This is a genomic window from Rhodopila sp. (assembly GCF_965277165.1).
GTDB lineage: Bacteria > Pseudomonadota > Alphaproteobacteria > Acetobacterales > Acetobacteraceae > Rhodopila.
The window spans coordinates 1,461,515-1,477,820 of record NZ_CBDICE010000005.1; the positions used below are offsets into that span (position 1 = coordinate 1,461,515).

The following is a 16,306-nucleotide window of genomic DNA, read 5'->3' on the forward strand; positions in this document are numbered from 1 at the left end:
CATTAGGGGGATCCTGCAACCTGAACTAGAGTGCGATCGCTTCTGGTGGCATCACCCTCTTAAGCAATAGCAATCCTAAAGCCTGCCGCCGTCGACCACCCAAAGTTGGCTGCTGCACATCCGGCTGTCATCCGAGGCCAGCCAAAGCACCATGCGCGAGACATCCGCCGGCACCAGCTTGGTCTTCAGACATTGCGCCGCCAGCAGCTTGGTCTCCGCCTCTTGGGTCAGCCAGAGGTCGATCTGGCGCTGGGTCATGATCCAGCCGGGAATGATACAGTTGACCCGGATGCCATCCGGCCCCAGGTCGCGGGCCATGCCTTTGGTAAGGCCCTCGACCGCCGCCTTGGCAGTTGTATAGGCCGGCATGCCGCCTTGGCTGGCGTGCCAGGAGATCGAGCCGAAATTGATGATCGAGCCGCCGCCTGCCGCGCGCATCATCGGCGCGACCGCCTGGATGGCGAAGAACTGGTGGCGCAGGTTGGTTGCCATGCGCTCGTCCCAGAACGCGACGGTGACGTCTTCATAGTCGTGGCGCTGATCGTTGGCGGCGTTGTTGACCAGGACGGTGATCGGCCCCAGCTGTTTGGCGACTTCGGCGATGGCGGCTTGCAGGGCAGGGATGTCGGTCAGGTCGCAGTGTCGATAGAGCGGCGGGGGCAAGTGTTCGGTGGTCAGGGTTCGGGTCAGCGCGGCGGATTCGCTGTCGGCGATGTCGAGGAAGGCGACCTTGGCGCCCTGGCGTGCGAACTGGGTGACGTGTTCCGCGCCGATGCCGCTGGCGCCGCCGGTGACCAGCACCACGCTGTCGCGCAGGCTGGGGTAAAGCGCGAAGTTGTCGGTCATCGGATATGCTCCCTTACCTGGCGCACCGTGTCGCGGATCACCGCCTCGACCGGGCCGCCGATGTCCACCACGATCGGCCGTTCGTCGGCGCTGGGTTCCTGCAGATCGGCGAACTGACTGTCCAGCAAGCCGGACGGCATAAAATGGTCCTTGCGGGCCTTCATGCGTGCGGCGATCAACGGCTTCGAGCCGCGGAGGTAGACCAGCACAGTGTCGGTTCGGCCACCGATCAGAATATCACGGTAGGCGCGCTTCAGCGCCGAACAGGCGACCACCGCGGACTTGCCGGCGGCACGCAGTTCGTCTTGCCGGGCGGCGATGGCGCGCAGCCAGGGCCAGCGATCGTCGTCGGTGAGTGGGCTGCCGGCCTCCATCTTGGCGATGTTGGCCGCCGGGTGAAACCGATCACCTTCCAGCAGGATCCAGCCTTCCTGCTCGGCCAGGGCGCGGGCGATCGTGGTCTTGCCGCAGCCTGACACGCCCATCACCACGGCGATGGTCATCGGCAAAGGTTCATTTCTTGGTCGGTTCGACATGGCCGCCGAAGCCAAACCGCATCGCCGACAGCATCTTTTCGGCGAAGGTGTGCTGCTTGCGCGAGCGGAAGCGGGCGAACAGAGACGCCGAAAGCACTTCGGCCGGCACCGCTTCCTCGATCGCGGCTTCGATGGTCCAGCGGCCTTCGCCGGAGTCCTCGACCTCGCCCGAGAAGGCTTCCAGCTTGTCGTCCTTGGCCAGCGCATCGGAGGCGAGGTCGAGCAGCCACGACGAGATCACGCTGCCGCGGCGCCAAACCTCGGCGATGTCGCCCATGTTGAGGTCGTAGCGCTCATCCTTCGGCAGGTCGGTGGAGGATTTGTTGCGCAGGATGTCGAAGCCTTCGGCCATCGCCTGCATCATGCCGTATTCGATACCATTGTGCACCATCTTGACGAAGTGGCCGGCGCCAATTGGACCGGCATGGATGTAGCCTTGTTCGGCGCGCTGGTCGCGGCCCTCGCGGCCGGGGGTGCGGTCAATCGTGCCGACTCCCGGGGCGAGCGCGGCCAAGATCGGATCGATGTGCTTCACCGCGTCGTCCTCGCCGCCGATCATCATGCAGTAGCCGCGCTGCAGACCCCAAACGCCGCCCGATGTGCCGACGTCGACATAGCGCAGGCCCTTGGCGGCCAGCGCCTTGCCGCGGCGGATGTCGTCCTTGTAGTAGGTGTTGCCGCCATCGATGATGATGTCGCCTTTTTTCAGCAGGCCGGACAGCGTCTCGATTGTATCGTCGGTGATCTTGCCGTGCGGCAGCATGACCCAGACCGCCTTCGGCGATTCGGTCAGCTTGCCGACCAGGTCCTTGAGCCCGGTTGCGGTTGTGGCGCCGTCCTTGCCGAGCGCGTCGATGGCGCCTTGATTGGCGTCCCAAACGACCGAGGCGTGACCCGCCTTCATCAGCCGCCGTGAGATGTTCGCGCCCATGCGGCCCAGTCCAACCACGCCGATCTGCATTTCATGACCCTCCGTTGTCGTCGATCCAGGCGGCCTTCGCATCTGCCCGCCGCACCCTGCCACATGTCCTGCGGTTGGCAACCCGGCGGCCGGAAGACCAGGCGATCAACCTCGGGCAGCGGCTGACTTGCCGCAAGCCCTGCGGCAGTACATTTTGGTTACGCCGCATGCCTCAGGATGCTTCCCCGCGAATGCGCAGACCGACGACGACCGAGGCAGCCGATGGCCTGCCGTCGGGTCAGCGATTGCTGGCCATGGTGTCGCTCGGGGTCGCGGTGGCGATGGCGGTTCTGGACGGATCGATCGCGAATGTAGCGTTGCCGACGATCGCGCGGCAGTTGCACGCGACGCCGGCAGGGTCGATCTGGGTGGTGAATTCCTATCAGTTGGCGGTGACGATCAGCCTGCTGCCGCTGGCGTCGCTGGGCGATGTGCACGGGCATCGGCGAATCTTCTGCTGTGGGCTGGTGCTTTACACGCTGGCCTCGGTCGGCTGCGCGTTGGCGACGACGCTGCCGGAACTGGTCGCCGGGCGGGTGATGCAGGGGTTCGGCGGTGCCGGGATCATGAGCGTCAACGGGGCGCTGATCCGGTTCATTTTTCCGCGGTCTCAGTTGGGTCGAGGGATCGGCTACAACGTGCTGGTGGTGGCGACGTCTTCAGCGTCGGGTCCGTCAGTGGCGGCGGCGATCATGGCGGTAGCATCGTGGCCGTTTCTGTTCTGGATCCAAGTGCCGTTCGGGCTGGTGTCGCTGCTGCTCTCGACGCGGTTTCTGCCGCGCTCACCGCTGACGGCCCATGCGTTCGACGTGGTCAGCGCGGTGATGAACGCGGCGACGCTGGGGCTGTTCATCATCGGGCTGGATGGCATCGGGCACGGCGAGCGGCTGCCGCTGGTGGCGGTGGAACTGGCCGGCAGCGTGGTGATGGGCTGGATTTTCGTGCGACGGCAACTGCGGCTGCGGCCGCCGCTGCTGCCGGTCGATCTGCTGATCCAGCGGCCGGTGTTTGCGCTGTCGGTAGCCACCGCGGTGTGCTGCCACGCGTCGCAGATCATCGCCCTGGTGGTGCTGCCGTTCTATTTTCAGTACGCTGGCGGATTGTCGCCGTTCGATACCGGGGTGCTGATGACGCCCTGGCCGGCGGTGGTGATCGTGGTGGCGCCGATCGCCGGGCGGCTGGCCGACCGCTATTCCGCCGGCATCCTGGGCGGGCTCGGGCTGGCGGTGATGGTCGTCGGCCTGGTGCTGACGATGTTGATGCCGGCCACCGCGTCGTGGCCCCAGGTGGCGTGGCGGCTGGCACTGTGCGGCGCCGGGTTCGGGCTGTTCCAATCACCCAACAACCGGCTGCTGATCGGCAGTGCTCCGCCGGATCGGGCGGGGGCGGGAAGCGGGATGCTGTCGACCTCTCGGTTGGTGGGACAAACCACGGGCAGTGCGCTGGTGGCGGTGGTGCTGGGGCTGACGCACGGCGGTCCCGACGCGATCGTGCGGGCGACGCATATCTCCTTGGGGATGGCGGCGGGGTTCGCTTTGGTGGCGACCGGGCTGAGCTGGTTGCGGGTGGTTCCGCCGAGGTAACGCCAGCGGCCCGTCCGCCAACCGATCAGTCAAGTCTTCGGGCCGGGATCGGGCGTCGCCGTCAGGCCGGGGCCGTTTCGTTGCACAAGAAAGCATTGCGCGGTAGTCGCATCTTGGCCTGATCCAATACCGCCGCCAACCGCGGCCGTTCATCCAGGGTTAGTCGAGCGCCAGCTTGGTGCCGTCGAGTTCCTCGGCGCGCTCCACTTCGATCAGCACCGCGAAACCCTTGCGGTCGGGATCGCGGTCCTTCTCCGGCTGGATCAGACGGGTCCACACTTCCTCGCAGATCGGGCCGGATCTGTGCAGCCGGGCGGTGCCGTAGAAGCGGGCGATGCCGCCTTTCGGCAGCGTGCCGTCGCTGCGCAGTTGCGGCTTGCGGAAGTAGATCGTGACCTTGGTTCCATCGGAGAAGTTGTCCGCGGTGGATCCCTTGCCGCGCTCCCACAGCGAGAAATGTGTGTCGTCGAACACCAGCGTGCTGCCGCGCGGGGTGATCTGGGCGAAGCCGTTCGGCAGCACGCTGCCGATCAGGCAGACATCGTTGGGAAATGCCGTGTTGATATGCGGTTGCAGAGTTTTCGGGATGCTCGTCATCATTGCGCTCCTTTAAGAGCATGATCGCGGCTTCGGCGGAACGTTCAAGGCGCGTGAATCATGCGACAAAACAAGCAGCGAGACCGTTCGCAGCATCTACAGTCATGCTGAGAATGGTCTAGCAGGCTGCTGAAAAAGCCCTGTGAAAATCGGATTTCGCGTGTAGTTGCAGCCGATTGACGGTTTCCACGGCAAATTTCGGCGATTTTTCCGGTGCGGCAAAGCCGCTGATGCGGCCTTGGGGAGATCCCGGGCAGACTCATCCTGTCGCCAGCAACCGCGGCAACCGGATCAGATTGTAAGCCGCAGCCTTGAACACAAACATCCACGCGACCCGCTTCACCCCGCGCAGCTTGGTTTGCGCCATGCCGCCGACCTGCTTGATCCAGCCGTTGGCTTCCTCGATCCGCTTGCGCACGACTTGGCTGACCCGGTAGCCGGCGTGCCGCGTCGTCCGCCCGTCAATGTTCGACCCGCGATGGGCGTTGATGTTCTGCGCCACATGCGGGGTGACGCCAGCGGCGCGGCTGTCGGCGACGAAGGCGGCGGTGTCGTAGGCCTTGTCGGCGCCAACCGTCTTGTGGCCGGCGTCCGGCAGAGCCTCCAGCATCGCCAGCGCCGCCTCCGGTTCTGCCGTCCCGGTGGCATGCGTCAGACCAGCGTCCACCACCAGGCCGTTGCGGTTCTCCATCAGCAGATGCCCGGTGAACGCTAGTTTGGCGCCTTCGCCGTTGGACTTGCGCGCCAGACGCGCATCCGGATCGGTGGTCGAGGCGTGGCTCTCGTTCGAGCGCTTCTCCTTGTGGAAGTTGCGTTCGCCGTTGCGCCCGGGGGCGGGCGGCTCGTCGTTGCCGTCCTTGCGGCGGAAACTCTTCATCGAGGCCCAGGCCTGGATCAGCGTGCCATCGACCGAGAAGTGCTCGTCCGACAGTAGCGCCTTGACCCGCGGCAGGTTCAGCACCGCGGCCATGAACGTCGCTGCGATGTCGCCCTCCAGCAGCCGGTCGCGGTTCTTGCTGAACACCGTCGGCACCCACACCGGATCGTCCACCGACAGGCCGACGAACCAGCGGAACAGCAGGTTGTAGTTTAGTTGTTCCATCAACTGCCGTTCTGAGCGGATGCTGTAGAACGCTTGCAGCAGCAGCGCGCGCAGCAGTTGTTCGGGCGGGATCGAGGGCCGGCCGTTCTCCGAGTAGAGCGCGGCGAACGGGGCGTCGAGGGCGGCCAGGGCTTCATCGGCGACGCGACGGATCAGGCGAAGCGGGTGGCTGCTGGGGATCCGGCTCTCCGGCCGGACATAGCTGAAAAGTCCATCCCGTCGCTGGTCCCAACCACGCATCCGAAGCCGCCCCCCGCTGCCAATCCGATGTGCTATCGAATCCGATGCGCCCGCGTCGGGGCAAGCGGTTTTTCAGCAGCCTGTTAGAGTTCAGATCCTTTCCAGGATCGACAGGCCGCGGTTGCGATCGATCAGGTAGATCAGGCCGCGATGGTCGACGTAGACATCGTTGCTGCACACGCGCGACGCGCCAGGCGGCACATCGGGCATCCACCAGGCGGCTTGCTTCATCGACAGCGGGTTGGCGATGTCGATCACCCTCAGCCCGCTGGCAAACCACGCTGCGGGGACCTCGTTGCCGGTGATGGTTTCGACCGGTTGATGACAGGCCGTCATCAGCGGCGTCTTGACGCCGACCAGTTCGGGCAACTGAAAGCAACTGACCGGGATCGGGCGGGTTTCGTCGGTGATGTTGACCATCCAGACCATGGCCGGCAGTTCGGGCGACAGGTCCGGGTGCAGCGGCTGGACGTGTTCGTCGGCGACCAGCATCCAGCGATGGCCGGCGATCGGCGTATCGATCGGCACTAGGCTGTGGGTCGGCCAGCCGAACGGCGGGCTCCAGTCGAGGCTGGAGACCATGCGCGGTCTGCTCATGTCGCTGATGTCGAGGATGACGCCGCCGCCGTACCAGTAGCTGACATAAAGCCGGTCACCGCGGCGGATCGGATGGTGGCAGCGGTGGTCCCGGCCTTTCCAGCTGGGGGTCTCGCCGCCGGCGGTCCACTGGCCCGGCATCCACCAGCGGCCGACCTCTTCGGGGCGGGTCGGATCCTTCAAATCCAAGATCACGACGATGTTGCCGACATAGCCGTCAAGCTCGGCGGAGATGTATGCGTAGCGGCCGTCGAAGGTGAACCGGTGAACACCCATGCCGGCGCATTTCCAGTGACAGATGTCGCGCGGGCTGGACGGTGTACTGACGTCGAAGATACGCAGTCCGACGAAGTCGTCGGCGGGTTTGTCGCCACGGCTGCGCTCGCGGTTGGCCAGCATCAGGTCGTTGGCGACGCGCACCTTGTGGGAGTGCAGTCCGGGCGGGATGTCGATCGAGGCTGTGACGCGGGGGTTGACAGGATCCGAAACATCCAGCACCGAGGTGCCATGCGGCGCGTCCATGTGACCGATATAGGCGTGGTTGCGATCGAGGATGACCTGGCCGCCGCCGGGGATGTCGATCCAGCCGACCTGGCGAATACCGGAACCTTGGCCCATGGCGACTTCCTTTCGATGCGCATTAGGCAACGTGCCTGTGCAAAGTTTTAATGCACTGTATCGTGGCCCAAGAGTGGCAACCTGCATAATAAATAGACTTCAAGCTGCGCTTTCTCGAGATACAAAAATCCACAGACCTTTACAGTCCAACTCGAAACGGATCAAGAGCCAGCGTGGTTGATTTCTTCGGCATCAAAAGAGAATATGAACCTGGCAAGGTCTCGACGATGTGCATGTGCCAGTAGGTATGGCCGTCTTTGGTTGTAGTAGTATTGAGGGCCTCAAGAATTGGCTTGATCTCCGACGCGGGAATCACGAAAGCGAACTCGCGATCCATACATCCGAGGGCCAAGAAACCTCTCAGCCCACCCTCAAGGAATTCGAGCCACTGCGGATGATAAGCGTACCAGTAGGCGTAGGAACCCTTTTTGAGATAGCGCTTGGAAAGCGTGCAGACGATCCGGTCGGCATGCGATGCATCCCAAAATAGGGCGCGGCTTTTCTTAATCAAGCCGGTCGACATTTGTTGCGCGATAGCAGCCAAGATTTGTTCTCGCTTGGACTGCAATAGCTCCGGTTCAGTGAACTGCCAAACGCCCTTTTCTTCTTTCTGTCCATATTCAGATTGGTCTTGGTCAGAGTCTTCCTCTACTTCGGCGGCGGCCGCTGCAACCTCAACGTTCTTAGCAGCCGTAAACATCACATCGATCATTTTGTCGAGGCGAGTATATTCCATAGGCGTTAGTAGGCTGCGGATTTTGGCACCCGTGTCCTGTCCCTCGGCATTCTCCTTGATTTGTACGAGTTTTAGCAGTGCATCAGCGCTAATAAGCCGAACATCCCAAGCATGGCGCGACCCGCGTACCTGCGCCTCTAACTCGCCTGTATCGTTGCGTCCTACGACAATGAGGATAGACGAAGTGTTACTGATTTGACCAGAACCCGTGAGTTTGGAGCGATATTCAGCGATCGTGTCCAACGAGATGCGATACGCATCGGTCGTCTTTACCTCCAGTACAATGCCGCGCCCCTCCGGCGAGCTCCAGATCCCATCGAAACCAATGGCAGTAGTTGTTCCTTGGTAGCGACCATTCGTAACCTTATAGTCCAGCCGCCTTCCCAACTCGTTTACGAGGTCCTGGAGGACCATACCACTCTTGTTAAAACTGACGGAGAGGCAGTGCTCAATGTAACCAGCAATCTTCTCACTCGCTACCTGCGACAGGTAGTCTCTCAATTCTGTTGCACAAAACGATCCATCTCGGAGCATGCCATCGCCCGCACTCGAAACGATTTGGTCTATGCTTACCTGTGCGACGGAAGCTGGTGAGGCTTTCCAAAAGTCTAATAGGGGCATGCGGTAAACTCGCTAGCAAAGCATGTTTACGTAGCACATTTCCGGGCGAGCCGATAGGCGCGAATGTTCTCTTTAAGCGAAGATCTGGCCCAGGCGTTTGATCGTGGCCAGCGTCTGGTGTTGCGGCAAGCCGGGCCAATTGCAGCGCATGATGAAGTGGTCGACACCAAGCAATTCGTGGTAGCGGGCAATTTCTTCCTTGACCGAAACCTTATCGCCAATGATGAATTTGTCGCGGGCGAAGTCCTCGAAGCTGGCTTCGCTGCGACGGTCGGACAGACCCCAGGAGGCGTAGGTATTGTACTTGTATTCCAGCGGGTCGCGGCATTCCTCATAGGCGGTGGCACGCCGGTCGCCGATGTAGCATTCGATGGTGATGGGAAATTCGCTTGCGGTGCGGCCATATTGGGCCAGCGCCGCGCGATAGGTCCGCATCAGCGGCTCGGTTTTGCCCAGGCCGCCGCTGTTGACGATCAGCCATGCGTCGCCGATGCGGGCGGCGCGTTTGACTGACGCAGCAGCCTGGGCGGCGATGTAGATCGGCGGGCCGCCCAGACGTTGCGGTGCCAGACCGATCCCGGCATCGTTCACCGTGTAAAAACGGCCCTGGTGAGTGACCTGGCGCTCGGTCCAGAGTTGTTGGATCAGGGCTATGCCTTCGGTGAAGCGAGGAGCTCGTTCCGCAAGCGGAATTCGGAACGCGTCGAACTCGGGTTGCCGATAGCCTTGGCCGACGCCGAGGATGAAGTTGCCGCCGGTGAGCACGTCAAGCGTGGCGGCTTCCTCGGCGACGTGTACCGGGTTCAGCAGCGGCAGGATCAGGATGTTGGAGCCGATTGTCATGCCTTTGGCGTGTGCGGCGATATATCCCATCATCGGGGTGATCTGCAGCATCTGCATCGGGTAGGTGAGCCAGTGATGCGGAAACCACAGCGAACTGAAGCCGGCGTCCCGCGCAGCGCTGACTTGTTCAATGATATCCGATATTCGTTCCGGGATCGTGAAGCCCTCGGGGAACTGTGTGTTGATGAACAGACCGACCTTCATAACGGACCTCCCGCGGTGTCGGCGATAGCTTAGGGCAGCTTGGGCGAGGCCGGAAGTTCTCGGCGTTAGGCCTCGGCGGCGGCCTTGCGAGCGCTGGCTTCCTCGGCCGAGGCGATGCCGCCGTGGGCGGCGGACCAGGCCACCGGATTTTCCAGAAAACGGCGCACTTCCGACAGCGCCGCATCGGCGAAGTATGGGCGGTCCTTGCAGGCCTCCAGCACATCCCACCAGGTGCACAGGCTGTGCAGGGTGATATCCATATTGGCCAGGGTCTCGAAGGCACCGGGAAACACGCCGTAAAAGAACACGACGAAGGCGTGGTTGACGATGGCGCCGGCATCGCGCAGCGCGTTGGCGAAGCGGATTTTGGATTGTCCGTCGGTGGTCAGGTCCTCGACCAGCAGAGTGCGCCGGCCGACCGGGACGTCGCCCTCGATCAGGGCGTTCTGGCCGAAGCCTTTCGGCTTCTTGCGCACGTAGGACATCGGCACGGCCATGCGGTCGGCAATCCAGGCAGCAAACGGGATGCCGGCGGTTTCGCCGCCGGCGACGGTCTCGATGCTTTCAAAGCCGGCATGGCGGTCGATCTTTTCCACCGCCAGATCGCAGATCTTGGCCCGCGCCCTGGGAAAGTAGATGATCCGCCGGCAGTCGATGTAGACCGGGGATTTCCAGCCGGAGGTGAAGGTATAGGGTTCCTCGGGGCGGAAATTGACCGCCTTGATCTCCAGCAGGATGCGCGCGGCGGTCAGCGCCGCGTCACGATCCCACTCGGTCAGGGCGGTGGAGGCGTGGGCGGGTTTGGCCATCGGCGCGGTCCTTTGCGAGAGTTCTGATTGTCGGGCTCCGGGGCGATGTTGATAACCGATCGCACGGTTCAATGACAGCCCGGCTGATCGCGCGGATGTGGGCGCCGGATCGGCGCTCGATCGGCTATTTGGCTGCGGTCGACGAAGGGGTTTCCGCCGCCAGATGAACCAGGCACCGGCCGCGGCCTTCTGGCGGTTTTTGTCTGGCTGAAGCGATACAGTTTCATCCCGCACGCGTTGCTGCCGCCGCCCGGCGCGATGCTGATCGGGCTCTCGTACATTTTTTCCGGGTCATGTATTTGGTGATCGACGCGGCACAGGGCGGAACCGAGCGCATCGGGGTAGTTCTGAGGACGGGCCTATTTCAATGACGGCGGTGCGGCGGCGTGACGCAAGTTGCGGCCGTACGACGCGTAGATCAGCAGTCCGATCACCAGCCGGGCAATCAGCCGCGCCCAGGTCATCAGCGGCAGCCCGGCCATCTGCAGCAGGCAGAACAGAATGCCAAGGACCGGCACCACCGGGACGCCGGGAACGCTGAACGGACGGAATGTCTCGGCGGCACTGCGGCGCAGACAGATCACGGCGCGCGCACCAGCACGAAGGCGAACAGCGTGCCGACGCTGACCATTTCGCCAAGCACGTCGATCGGCACCAGCGCGGCGGTGACGGCGACGATCAGGCCGATCATCATCTGGCTCAGATAGGGGGTCAGGCCGTCATCGTCGATGGTATAGAGAATGCGGCTTTGGCCGTAGAGCAATACCAGGATGACGGTGGTCAGACTGATCAGCGCGCCGATTTTCATCAGCACCGAGAACCAGTTCAGCCCGACACGTTGAGGCCCTTGGCGGTCGGGTCTGAACGTTCTGTTGTGCGTATGGAACCAGCCCGGTCAGCACCGCGGCCACCGCGAGATAAACACCGTGCAGATCACCAGCGATCCCAGGATGCCGATCGGCATGTCTCGCGGTGGCAGCTTGGCCTCTTGCGCCGAGGTGGAGGCCGCATCGAAACTGATGAAGGCGAAGAAACACGATCGAGGAACCGCGTGGCACAGCGCTGAGGCCGAAGCTGCAGAACGTGCCGGTGTTTTCGGGGATGAACGGGTGCCAGTTGGGGGGATTGACGTATTGTGTACCCAGCACGATGGATGCCAGAACCACGGTCAGATTGATGGCCACCATGACGTTGTTTAGACGGGCCCCTTGGTGCCCATGATCAGCATGGTGGTCAGAATTGCGACAAGGGCGGCGGCCGGCTGATTGAGTATGCCGGTGACGGTGTTGTCGTCGGGCAGTTTGATCGCGGTGCCGGGCGCGGCCGCGAGGGCGGGCAGGATGCTGACGCCAAGATTGTGCAGCAGACTGGTTACGTATCCGGACCAGCCGAGCGCGGCGGTGGCGGCGCCCATGGCGTTTCCAGGATCAGGTCCCAACCGATGATCCAGGCGACCAGCTTGCCCAGCGAGACGTGTGTATAGGTGTCTATACTGCTGCACACCGGCAACATCGTCGCCAGCTCAGCATAGCACAGACCGACAGACGCATATACGATGCCACCGAGCACGAAAGGACAGCATGATGGCTGGCCCAGCGTAGCGAGCAGCGGCGATACCGGTCAAACATGCCCGGCGCCGATGCCCATGGCGATGATGCTGAACGGGCCGAGGGTTTTCGACAGCCGATGACCTTCGGCTTTCCCGCCGGACATGATGTCGGCGACGGACTTCCACGCCATGATACCCTATGCCGCCATCGATGGACACGGTTCGGCTGGTGCCGCGCCCGGTCGTGGCGCAGACTCGGCGAAGGAGGAAACCCGCATGAAGATCACCGCTGTCGAGATTTACTGGACGCAAACGCCGTTCGACATGGGCGGCAAGCCCAAGGTCATGGCTGGGCTGAATTGGCGCAGCATGAACACGGTCTGGCTGCGGATCCGGACCGATACCGGTATCGACGGCTGGGGCGAGGCGTTCGGCCACGGCAGTTCGGCCGCCGTGATGACCGTCCTGGAAACGCAACTGGCACCCGCCGTGCTGGGCCAGGATGCGCGCGACATTGCCGGTTTGCGGCACCGGCTGGGCAACGCATTCCATCTATATGGACGCAACGGGCCTCACGTTTTCGCGCTGTCGGCACTCGACATCGCGCTGTGGGATATCGCCGGCAAGAACGCCAACCTGCCATTGTGGCGGCTGCTGGGCGGGTCGCCGGTGGACACACTGACCTGCTACGCCAGCCTGCTGCGCTATGGCGAGGCGGCGGCGGTGGGCGCCGCCTGTGAGCGCGCCGCCGCACGTGGTTATCGCGACGTCAAGCTGCACGAGATTACCACGCCCGAAATCACCGCGGCGCGCAACGCGCTTGGCGAGAACGCCAGGTTGATGGTGGACGTGAACTGCCCGTGGACTGTCTGGCAAGCGCTGGAAATGGCCCGCGACCTGGAACAGCTCGACCTGACCTGGTTGGAGGAACCGGTCTGGCCGCCGGGCGACCACGACGGACTGTCGCGGGTTCGGGCGGAGGGCGGCATACCGACCGCCGCCGGCGAAAACGCCGCCGGCCTGCACGACTTCCGGGCAGCGTTCGAGGCAGGCGCGCAGGACATCGCGCAACCCAGCGTCACCAAGATCGGCGGTCCCTCGGCCATGCTGGAGGTCGCGACTTTGGCGAAGGCGTTCGCGGTCCGGCTGGTGCCGCACAACGCGTATTTCGGTGCCGGATACCTGGCCTCGCTTCACGTCAATGCCGCGGTCGCGCCGGACGCGCCGTTCGAGCGGTTGTTTGTCGACCTGGAAGCAAGCCCGTATCACGAGCTGGTCGAGGCAAAAGGCGGCAAGGTCGCTGTCCCGACCGGTCCAGGGCTTGGGCGCGACCCCGACATGGAGGTGCTGCGCCGATATCTGGTGCGGGAGCCGACGGTGCTGGCGGGTTAACAACGGTCGCGCGCCACCAGGCTGGGCTGATCCCGGTCGGATCAGCGCGGCTATTGGCTGGCGAACCGAGCGAAGGATTGCGTCAGCACTTGGTAGATCGCGCGCTTGAACGGTACCGCCAGTGACGGCAGCGCGGACAGTTTCTCCCAGCGCCAGTCGTCGAATTCCGGGTGGGGATCGAGATCGAGACGGATATCGCTGTCCTGGCCGGTGAAGCGCATGGCGAACCAGCGTTGCCGTTGGCCGCGGTAGCGGCCGCGCCAGGCAATCCCCAGCAGGCCCGGGGGCAGCTCATAGGTCAGCCAGTCCGGGTGCTCGGCGATCACTTCGGCTTTGCGGGTGCCGATCTCTTCCTCCAGTTCGCGCAGTACGGCGGTCCGGGGCTCTTCGCCGTCGTCGATGCCGCCTTGCGGCAACTGCCAGCCGCCGGCGGGTCCCTCGGCGTTAGCCATGTCGGCGCGGCGGGCGACGAAGACCAGGCCGTCGGGGTTGAACAGCACCACACCGACGTTGGGCCGATAAGGCAGATCGGTCATTTTTCCGCTTCCTGCTTGGCCGGCCGCACCACCAGCGTGCTGACCGGGGCCAGCGCCAGCCCCTTGGCTGCCAAGGTGTTGGTCCAGGCAGCGACGCGCGCCAGCGTCACCGGCCGCGGGACCTGAACCAACCCCAGGGCGGACCCCTTGTCCAGGGCGGTTTGCGTCAATTGGTTCAGCCGCTGGTCCAGCAGCTTCGCATCCACCGGGTCGGTGTCGATCACGACGTCCACCGATCGGCTCCAGGCATACGGCAGCGCTGGCTGGCCGGGGCGGGCATCAACGAACAACAGGCCGCGGTGGGCAACGTCCTCCAGCACCGGGGTGAACTGGTCCGGCACGCCGGCCAGTCGGTCGCCGTGCATTTGCCCGAACGCGTCGGTCACGCCGACGTAGCCGGTCAGGCGCGACAACACCCAGTTCAGGCGCGTAAGGTTTTCGCTGCTGGGCAGCGACGTCATCAGGGCGCGGCGGTCATCGGGGTCGTTCACCGGATAACCGTTCGGCTCCATCGGGACCGAGACGAGATATTCGTGTTCGTTCAGCCGGGCGGCAGCCAGAAGATGTTCGAGATTTCCGCCATAGGGTGAGATCGCGAGCGTGACGCCACCCGGCAGGGTCTTGATCGCCGCCAGGCTGTCGGTTTCGCTCATGCCGATGCCGGCGATCAGCATGCCGACGCGCGGCCGCACGTTGGTCGGATCGAACCCGGCGGCATAGGCCGCCATCGGCGCCCGGCCGTTGGCCGAAACGCGCGGCAATTTATGGTTCGGATCACCGGGATCGGCTTCCAGCAAGGACGGATCGGGATCGGCGACGGGACCGGGTGTGGCACGGCCGACGGGTGGCGGGCGTGATGTCTGCTGGGCGGCTTGCAGTTGCGTCGGCTGCGAGGCAACAGGCGGCTTTGCGGTCGGTCCGGGCCCGGATGCGAGCGATTTGGCTGGCGTTCGCTGTGCGATCGCTGGGTTCGGCGGACCCGGCGGCGGACCCAGCGCCTGTAAGACGCCGGCGCCGATCGCCAGCGCCGCCAATACTCCGATCCAGAACCGCCGCAGCCCGGGCCAGCCCGCCAGCACGCCGCCGAGACGCCGGGCTGCTGGCAAGCGGGCCGCCACGGCGGTCAGGTTCAGTTCGCCGAGGCGCTTTTCTGCGCCGCCATGGCCTGCGCCAGAACCACCGCCTCCTGCAGTTGGAAGTCGGTGGCATCGGGTTTCGCCGGGTCGAATTTCGGGAAATTGGCGCCCGGCTTGTCGGGGATCTGCTTGGCGATCGGCGGCAGGTCGGTGCGCGGCGGCACCGCCTGTGGACCGGTGCCACCCTGGTTGCTGAGTATCTTGTTGTAGTCGGACTCACGCTCGCCGCCAAAGTTCGGGCGGGCCTCGGCGGTTTCCCGCACCGGCACGTCCGGGGTGATCCCCAGCGCCTGGATCGATCGGCCCGAGGGTGTGTAGTAGCGCGCCGTGGTCAGTCGCATGGCGCCGTCGCCCGGCAGCGGGATGACGGTCTGCACCGATCCCTTGCCAAAGCTGCGGGTGCCCAGCAGGACCGCGCGATGGTGGTCCTGCAGCGCGCCGGAAACGATTTCCGACGCCGAGGCGGACCCGCCGTTGATCAGCACCACCAGCGGCGCGCCGTGCAGGATGTCGTCGCCCTTGGCGTCCCAGCGCTGGCTGTCCTCGGGGTGTCGGGCGCGGGTCGAGACGATTTCTCCCTGGTCGATGAAATCGGACGACACCGAAACCGCCTGATCCAGCAGGCCGCCGGGATTGTTGCGCAGATCGAGGATCAGGCCGCGCAGCTTGCCGCCATTCTGCGCCTGCAGATTCTTCACCGCCTGCTTGATGCCGGCGTTGGCCTGTTCGGTGAACTGCGACAGCCGCACATAGCCGATATCGTGCGGCTCCATGCGCGATTTCACCACCTGGATATGGATGACCTCGCGGGTCAGTGACACCTCGATCGGCTTGTCGACGTTCTGCCGCTTCAGGGTCAGCATGATCTTCGAGTTTGGCGGCCCGCGCATCTTGTCCACGGCATCGTTCAGCGTGGTGCCGATCAGCGTCTTGCCGTCCAGCGCGGTGATGATGTCGCCGGGCTTGATTCCGGCCCGGGCGGCCGGGGTATCGTCGATCGGCGATACCACCTTGATGATGCCCTTGTCTTCATTGACCTCGATGCCGAGGCCGCCGAATTCGCCCTTGGTCTGGATCTGCATGTCGCGGAAGGCTTTGGCATTCATGTACGAGCTGTGCGGATCGAGCCCGGTGAGCATGCCGTTGATCGCATTCTCGATCAGGTCCTTGTCGTTGACCGGATCGACGTATTCGGCGCGCACTCGCTGCATGACGTCGCCAAACACCTTCAGCATCTGGTACATGTCCGTCCGATTGCTATCCTGGGCGAAAGCGCTACCCAGGGAGCCCAGGCTTGGACCGACCGCAGCACCGGCCACGAACGCGGTTCCGATCAACAACCCATAGCGCCAATGCCGAGCGCGAACGTTCATGCTATCTTTCCCTTCGACGCCAGCGGA

18 protein-coding genes are annotated in these 16,306 nt (G+C 63.9%); 3 read left to right on the forward strand and 15 right to left on the reverse strand.

Features of this window, described 5'->3' with window-relative positions; all coding sequences use genetic code 11:
• Positions 1-75: 75 nt before the first annotated feature.
• From ACQY4Y_RS07425 to gnd, 3 genes are read right to left on the reverse strand one after another with little or no spacing between them, the layout of a single operon-like run.
• Positions 76-846, reverse strand: a complete 771-nt coding sequence (locus tag ACQY4Y_RS07425) for an SDR family NAD(P)-dependent oxidoreductase (protein ID WP_428489910.1) — start codon at positions 844-846, stop codon at positions 76-78.
• Complete coding sequence (locus ACQY4Y_RS07430) at positions 843-1,349, reverse strand: gluconokinase (RefSeq protein WP_428489911.1); 507 nt, start codon at positions 1,347-1,349, stop codon at positions 843-845. The genes ACQY4Y_RS07425 and ACQY4Y_RS07430 overlap by 4 nt, the downstream gene beginning before the upstream one ends.
• A 10-nt stretch (positions 1,350-1,359) precedes the next feature.
• On the reverse strand, positions 1,360-2,343 hold the full coding sequence (gene gnd / locus ACQY4Y_RS07435) for a phosphogluconate dehydrogenase (NAD(+)-dependent, decarboxylating) (protein ID WP_428489913.1): 984 nt from the start codon (positions 2,341-2,343) through the stop codon (positions 1,360-1,362).
• Positions 2,344-2,534: 191 nt separating this feature from the next.
• Between gnd and ACQY4Y_RS07440 the strand changes: the two genes are divergently transcribed.
• Positions 2,535-3,926 (forward strand): MFS transporter, encoded by a 1,392-nt coding sequence (locus ACQY4Y_RS07440; protein ID WP_428489914.1) that lies wholly within the window; start codon positions 2,535-2,537, stop codon positions 3,924-3,926.
• A gap of 159 nt (positions 3,927-4,085) precedes the next feature.
• Here the strand turns inward: ACQY4Y_RS07440 and ACQY4Y_RS07445 are convergent, their stop codons facing one another.
• The 8 genes from ACQY4Y_RS07445 to ACQY4Y_RS07480 form a co-directional block, all read right to left on the reverse strand.
• Positions 4,086-4,523 (reverse strand): hypothetical protein, encoded by a 438-nt coding sequence (locus tag ACQY4Y_RS07445; RefSeq protein WP_428489915.1) that lies wholly within the window; start codon positions 4,521-4,523, stop codon positions 4,086-4,088.
• A gap of 259 nt (positions 4,524-4,782) precedes the next feature.
• Entirely contained in the window at positions 4,783-5,865 is a 1,083-nt protein-coding gene (locus tag ACQY4Y_RS07450; RefSeq protein ID WP_428489916.1) for an IS5 family transposase, read from the reverse strand.
• 90 nt (positions 5,866-5,955) lie between these two features.
• The gene (locus tag ACQY4Y_RS07455) at positions 5,956-7,080 is read right to left on the reverse strand and encodes an LVIVD repeat-containing protein (protein WP_428489917.1); all 1,125 of its coding nucleotides are present in this window, start codon (positions 7,078-7,080) and stop codon (positions 5,956-5,958) included.
• Between the two features lie 139 nt (positions 7,081-7,219).
• Complete coding sequence (locus ACQY4Y_RS07460; protein WP_428489918.1) at positions 7,220-8,437, reverse strand: hypothetical protein; 1,218 nt, start codon at positions 8,435-8,437, stop codon at positions 7,220-7,222.
• A gap of 72 nt (positions 8,438-8,509) precedes the next feature.
• Positions 8,510-9,484 carry an LLM class flavin-dependent oxidoreductase gene (locus ACQY4Y_RS07465; RefSeq protein WP_428489919.1) on the reverse strand — a complete coding sequence of 325 codons (975 nt, stop codon included), beginning with the start codon at positions 9,482-9,484 and terminating at the stop codon, positions 8,510-8,512.
• A 65-nt stretch (positions 9,485-9,549) separates the two neighbouring features.
• Positions 9,550-10,293, reverse strand: a complete 744-nt coding sequence (locus ACQY4Y_RS07470; RefSeq protein WP_428489920.1) for an orotate phosphoribosyltransferase — start codon at positions 10,291-10,293, stop codon at positions 9,550-9,552.
• 359 nt (positions 10,294-10,652) lie between these two features.
• A complete protein-coding gene (locus ACQY4Y_RS07475) occupies positions 10,653-10,877 on the reverse strand; it encodes an amino acid permease C-terminal domain-containing protein (RefSeq protein WP_428489921.1) in 225 nt (74 codons plus the stop codon).
• Positions 10,874-11,107 carry a hypothetical protein gene (locus tag ACQY4Y_RS07480; protein ID WP_428489922.1) on the reverse strand — a complete coding sequence of 78 codons (234 nt, stop codon included), beginning with the start codon at positions 11,105-11,107 and terminating at the stop codon, positions 10,874-10,876. Before ACQY4Y_RS07480 ends, ACQY4Y_RS07475 begins: the two co-directional genes overlap by 4 nt.
• A gap of 112 nt (positions 11,108-11,219) precedes the next feature.
• Between ACQY4Y_RS07480 and ACQY4Y_RS07485 the strand changes: the two genes are divergently transcribed.
• Positions 11,220-11,492 (forward strand): hypothetical protein, encoded by a 273-nt coding sequence (locus ACQY4Y_RS07485; RefSeq protein ID WP_428489923.1) that lies wholly within the window; start codon positions 11,220-11,222, stop codon positions 11,490-11,492.
• Here ACQY4Y_RS07485 and ACQY4Y_RS07490 read toward each other — a convergent pair.
• Positions 11,489-11,707 carry a hypothetical protein gene (locus ACQY4Y_RS07490; RefSeq protein ID WP_428489924.1) on the reverse strand — a complete coding sequence of 73 codons (219 nt, stop codon included), beginning with the start codon at positions 11,705-11,707 and terminating at the stop codon, positions 11,489-11,491. The genes ACQY4Y_RS07485 and ACQY4Y_RS07490 overlap by 4 nt on opposite strands.
• A 411-nt stretch (positions 11,708-12,118) precedes the next feature.
• On the opposite strand from ACQY4Y_RS07490, the gene ACQY4Y_RS07495 reads away from it, so the two are divergent.
• Positions 12,119-13,234: a mandelate racemase/muconate lactonizing enzyme family protein gene (locus ACQY4Y_RS07495; protein ID WP_428489925.1), complete on the forward strand. Its 1,116-nt coding sequence runs from the start codon at positions 12,119-12,121 to the stop codon at positions 13,232-13,234.
• Positions 13,235-13,284: 50 nt separating this feature from the next.
• Here ACQY4Y_RS07495 and ACQY4Y_RS07500 read toward each other — a convergent pair whose 3' ends face one another.
• From ACQY4Y_RS07500 to ACQY4Y_RS07510, 3 genes are read right to left on the reverse strand one after another with little or no spacing between them, the layout of a single operon-like run.
• Positions 13,285-13,770, reverse strand: coding sequence for an RNA pyrophosphohydrolase (locus ACQY4Y_RS07500; protein ID WP_428489926.1), 486 nt, complete (start codon positions 13,768-13,770; stop codon positions 13,285-13,287).
• Complete coding sequence (locus tag ACQY4Y_RS07505; RefSeq protein ID WP_428489927.1) at positions 13,767-14,876, reverse strand: divergent polysaccharide deacetylase family protein; 1,110 nt, start codon at positions 14,874-14,876, stop codon at positions 13,767-13,769. The genes ACQY4Y_RS07500 and ACQY4Y_RS07505 overlap by 4 nt, the downstream gene beginning before the upstream one ends.
• A 23-nt stretch (positions 14,877-14,899) precedes the next feature.
• Positions 14,900-16,279, reverse strand: a complete 1,380-nt coding sequence (locus tag ACQY4Y_RS07510; RefSeq protein WP_428489928.1) for a S41 family peptidase — start codon at positions 16,277-16,279, stop codon at positions 14,900-14,902.
• Positions 16,280-16,306 lie beyond the last annotated feature (27 nt).

Coding starts and splice junctions, on each gene's coding strand:
- ACQY4Y_RS07425 (WP_428489910.1), bottom strand. CDS start 846: ATGACCGACAACTTCGCGCTTTACCCCAGCCTGCGCGACAGCGTGGTG.
- ACQY4Y_RS07490 (WP_428489924.1), bottom strand. CDS start 11,707: ATGGGCGCCGCCACCGCCGCGCTCGGCTGGTCCGGATACGTAACCAGT.
- ACQY4Y_RS07465 (WP_428489919.1), bottom strand. CDS start 9,484: ATGAAGGTCGGTCTGTTCATCAACACACAGTTCCCCGAGGGCTTCACG.
- gnd (WP_428489913.1), bottom strand. CDS start 2,343: ATGCAGATCGGCGTGGTTGGACTGGGCCGCATGGGCGCGAACATCTCA.
- ACQY4Y_RS07455 (WP_428489917.1), bottom strand. CDS start 7,080: ATGGGCCAAGGTTCCGGTATTCGCCAGGTCGGCTGGATCGACATCCCC.
- ACQY4Y_RS07440 (WP_428489914.1), top strand. CDS start 2,535: ATGCGCAGACCGACGACGACCGAGGCAGCCGATGGCCTGCCGTCGGGT.
- ACQY4Y_RS07470 (WP_428489920.1), bottom strand. CDS start 10,293: ATGGCCAAACCCGCCCACGCCTCCACCGCCCTGACCGAGTGGGATCGT.
- ACQY4Y_RS07460 (WP_428489918.1), bottom strand. CDS start 8,437: ATGCCCCTATTAGACTTTTGGAAAGCCTCACCAGCTTCCGTCGCACAG.
- ACQY4Y_RS07510 (WP_428489928.1), bottom strand. CDS start 16,279: ATGAACGTTCGCGCTCGGCATTGGCGCTATGGGTTGTTGATCGGAACC.
- ACQY4Y_RS07500 (WP_428489926.1), bottom strand. CDS start 13,770: ATGACCGATCTGCCTTATCGGCCCAACGTCGGTGTGGTGCTGTTCAAC.
- ACQY4Y_RS07445 (WP_428489915.1), bottom strand. CDS start 4,523: ATGACGAGCATCCCGAAAACTCTGCAACCGCATATCAACACGGCATTT.
- ACQY4Y_RS07495 (WP_428489925.1), top strand. CDS start 12,119: ATGAAGATCACCGCTGTCGAGATTTACTGGACGCAAACGCCGTTCGAC.
- ACQY4Y_RS07450 (WP_428489916.1), bottom strand. CDS start 5,865: ATGCGTGGTTGGGACCAGCGACGGGATGGACTTTTCAGCTATGTCCGG.
- ACQY4Y_RS07430 (WP_428489911.1), bottom strand. CDS start 1,349: ATGACCATCGCCGTGGTGATGGGCGTGTCAGGCTGCGGCAAGACCACG.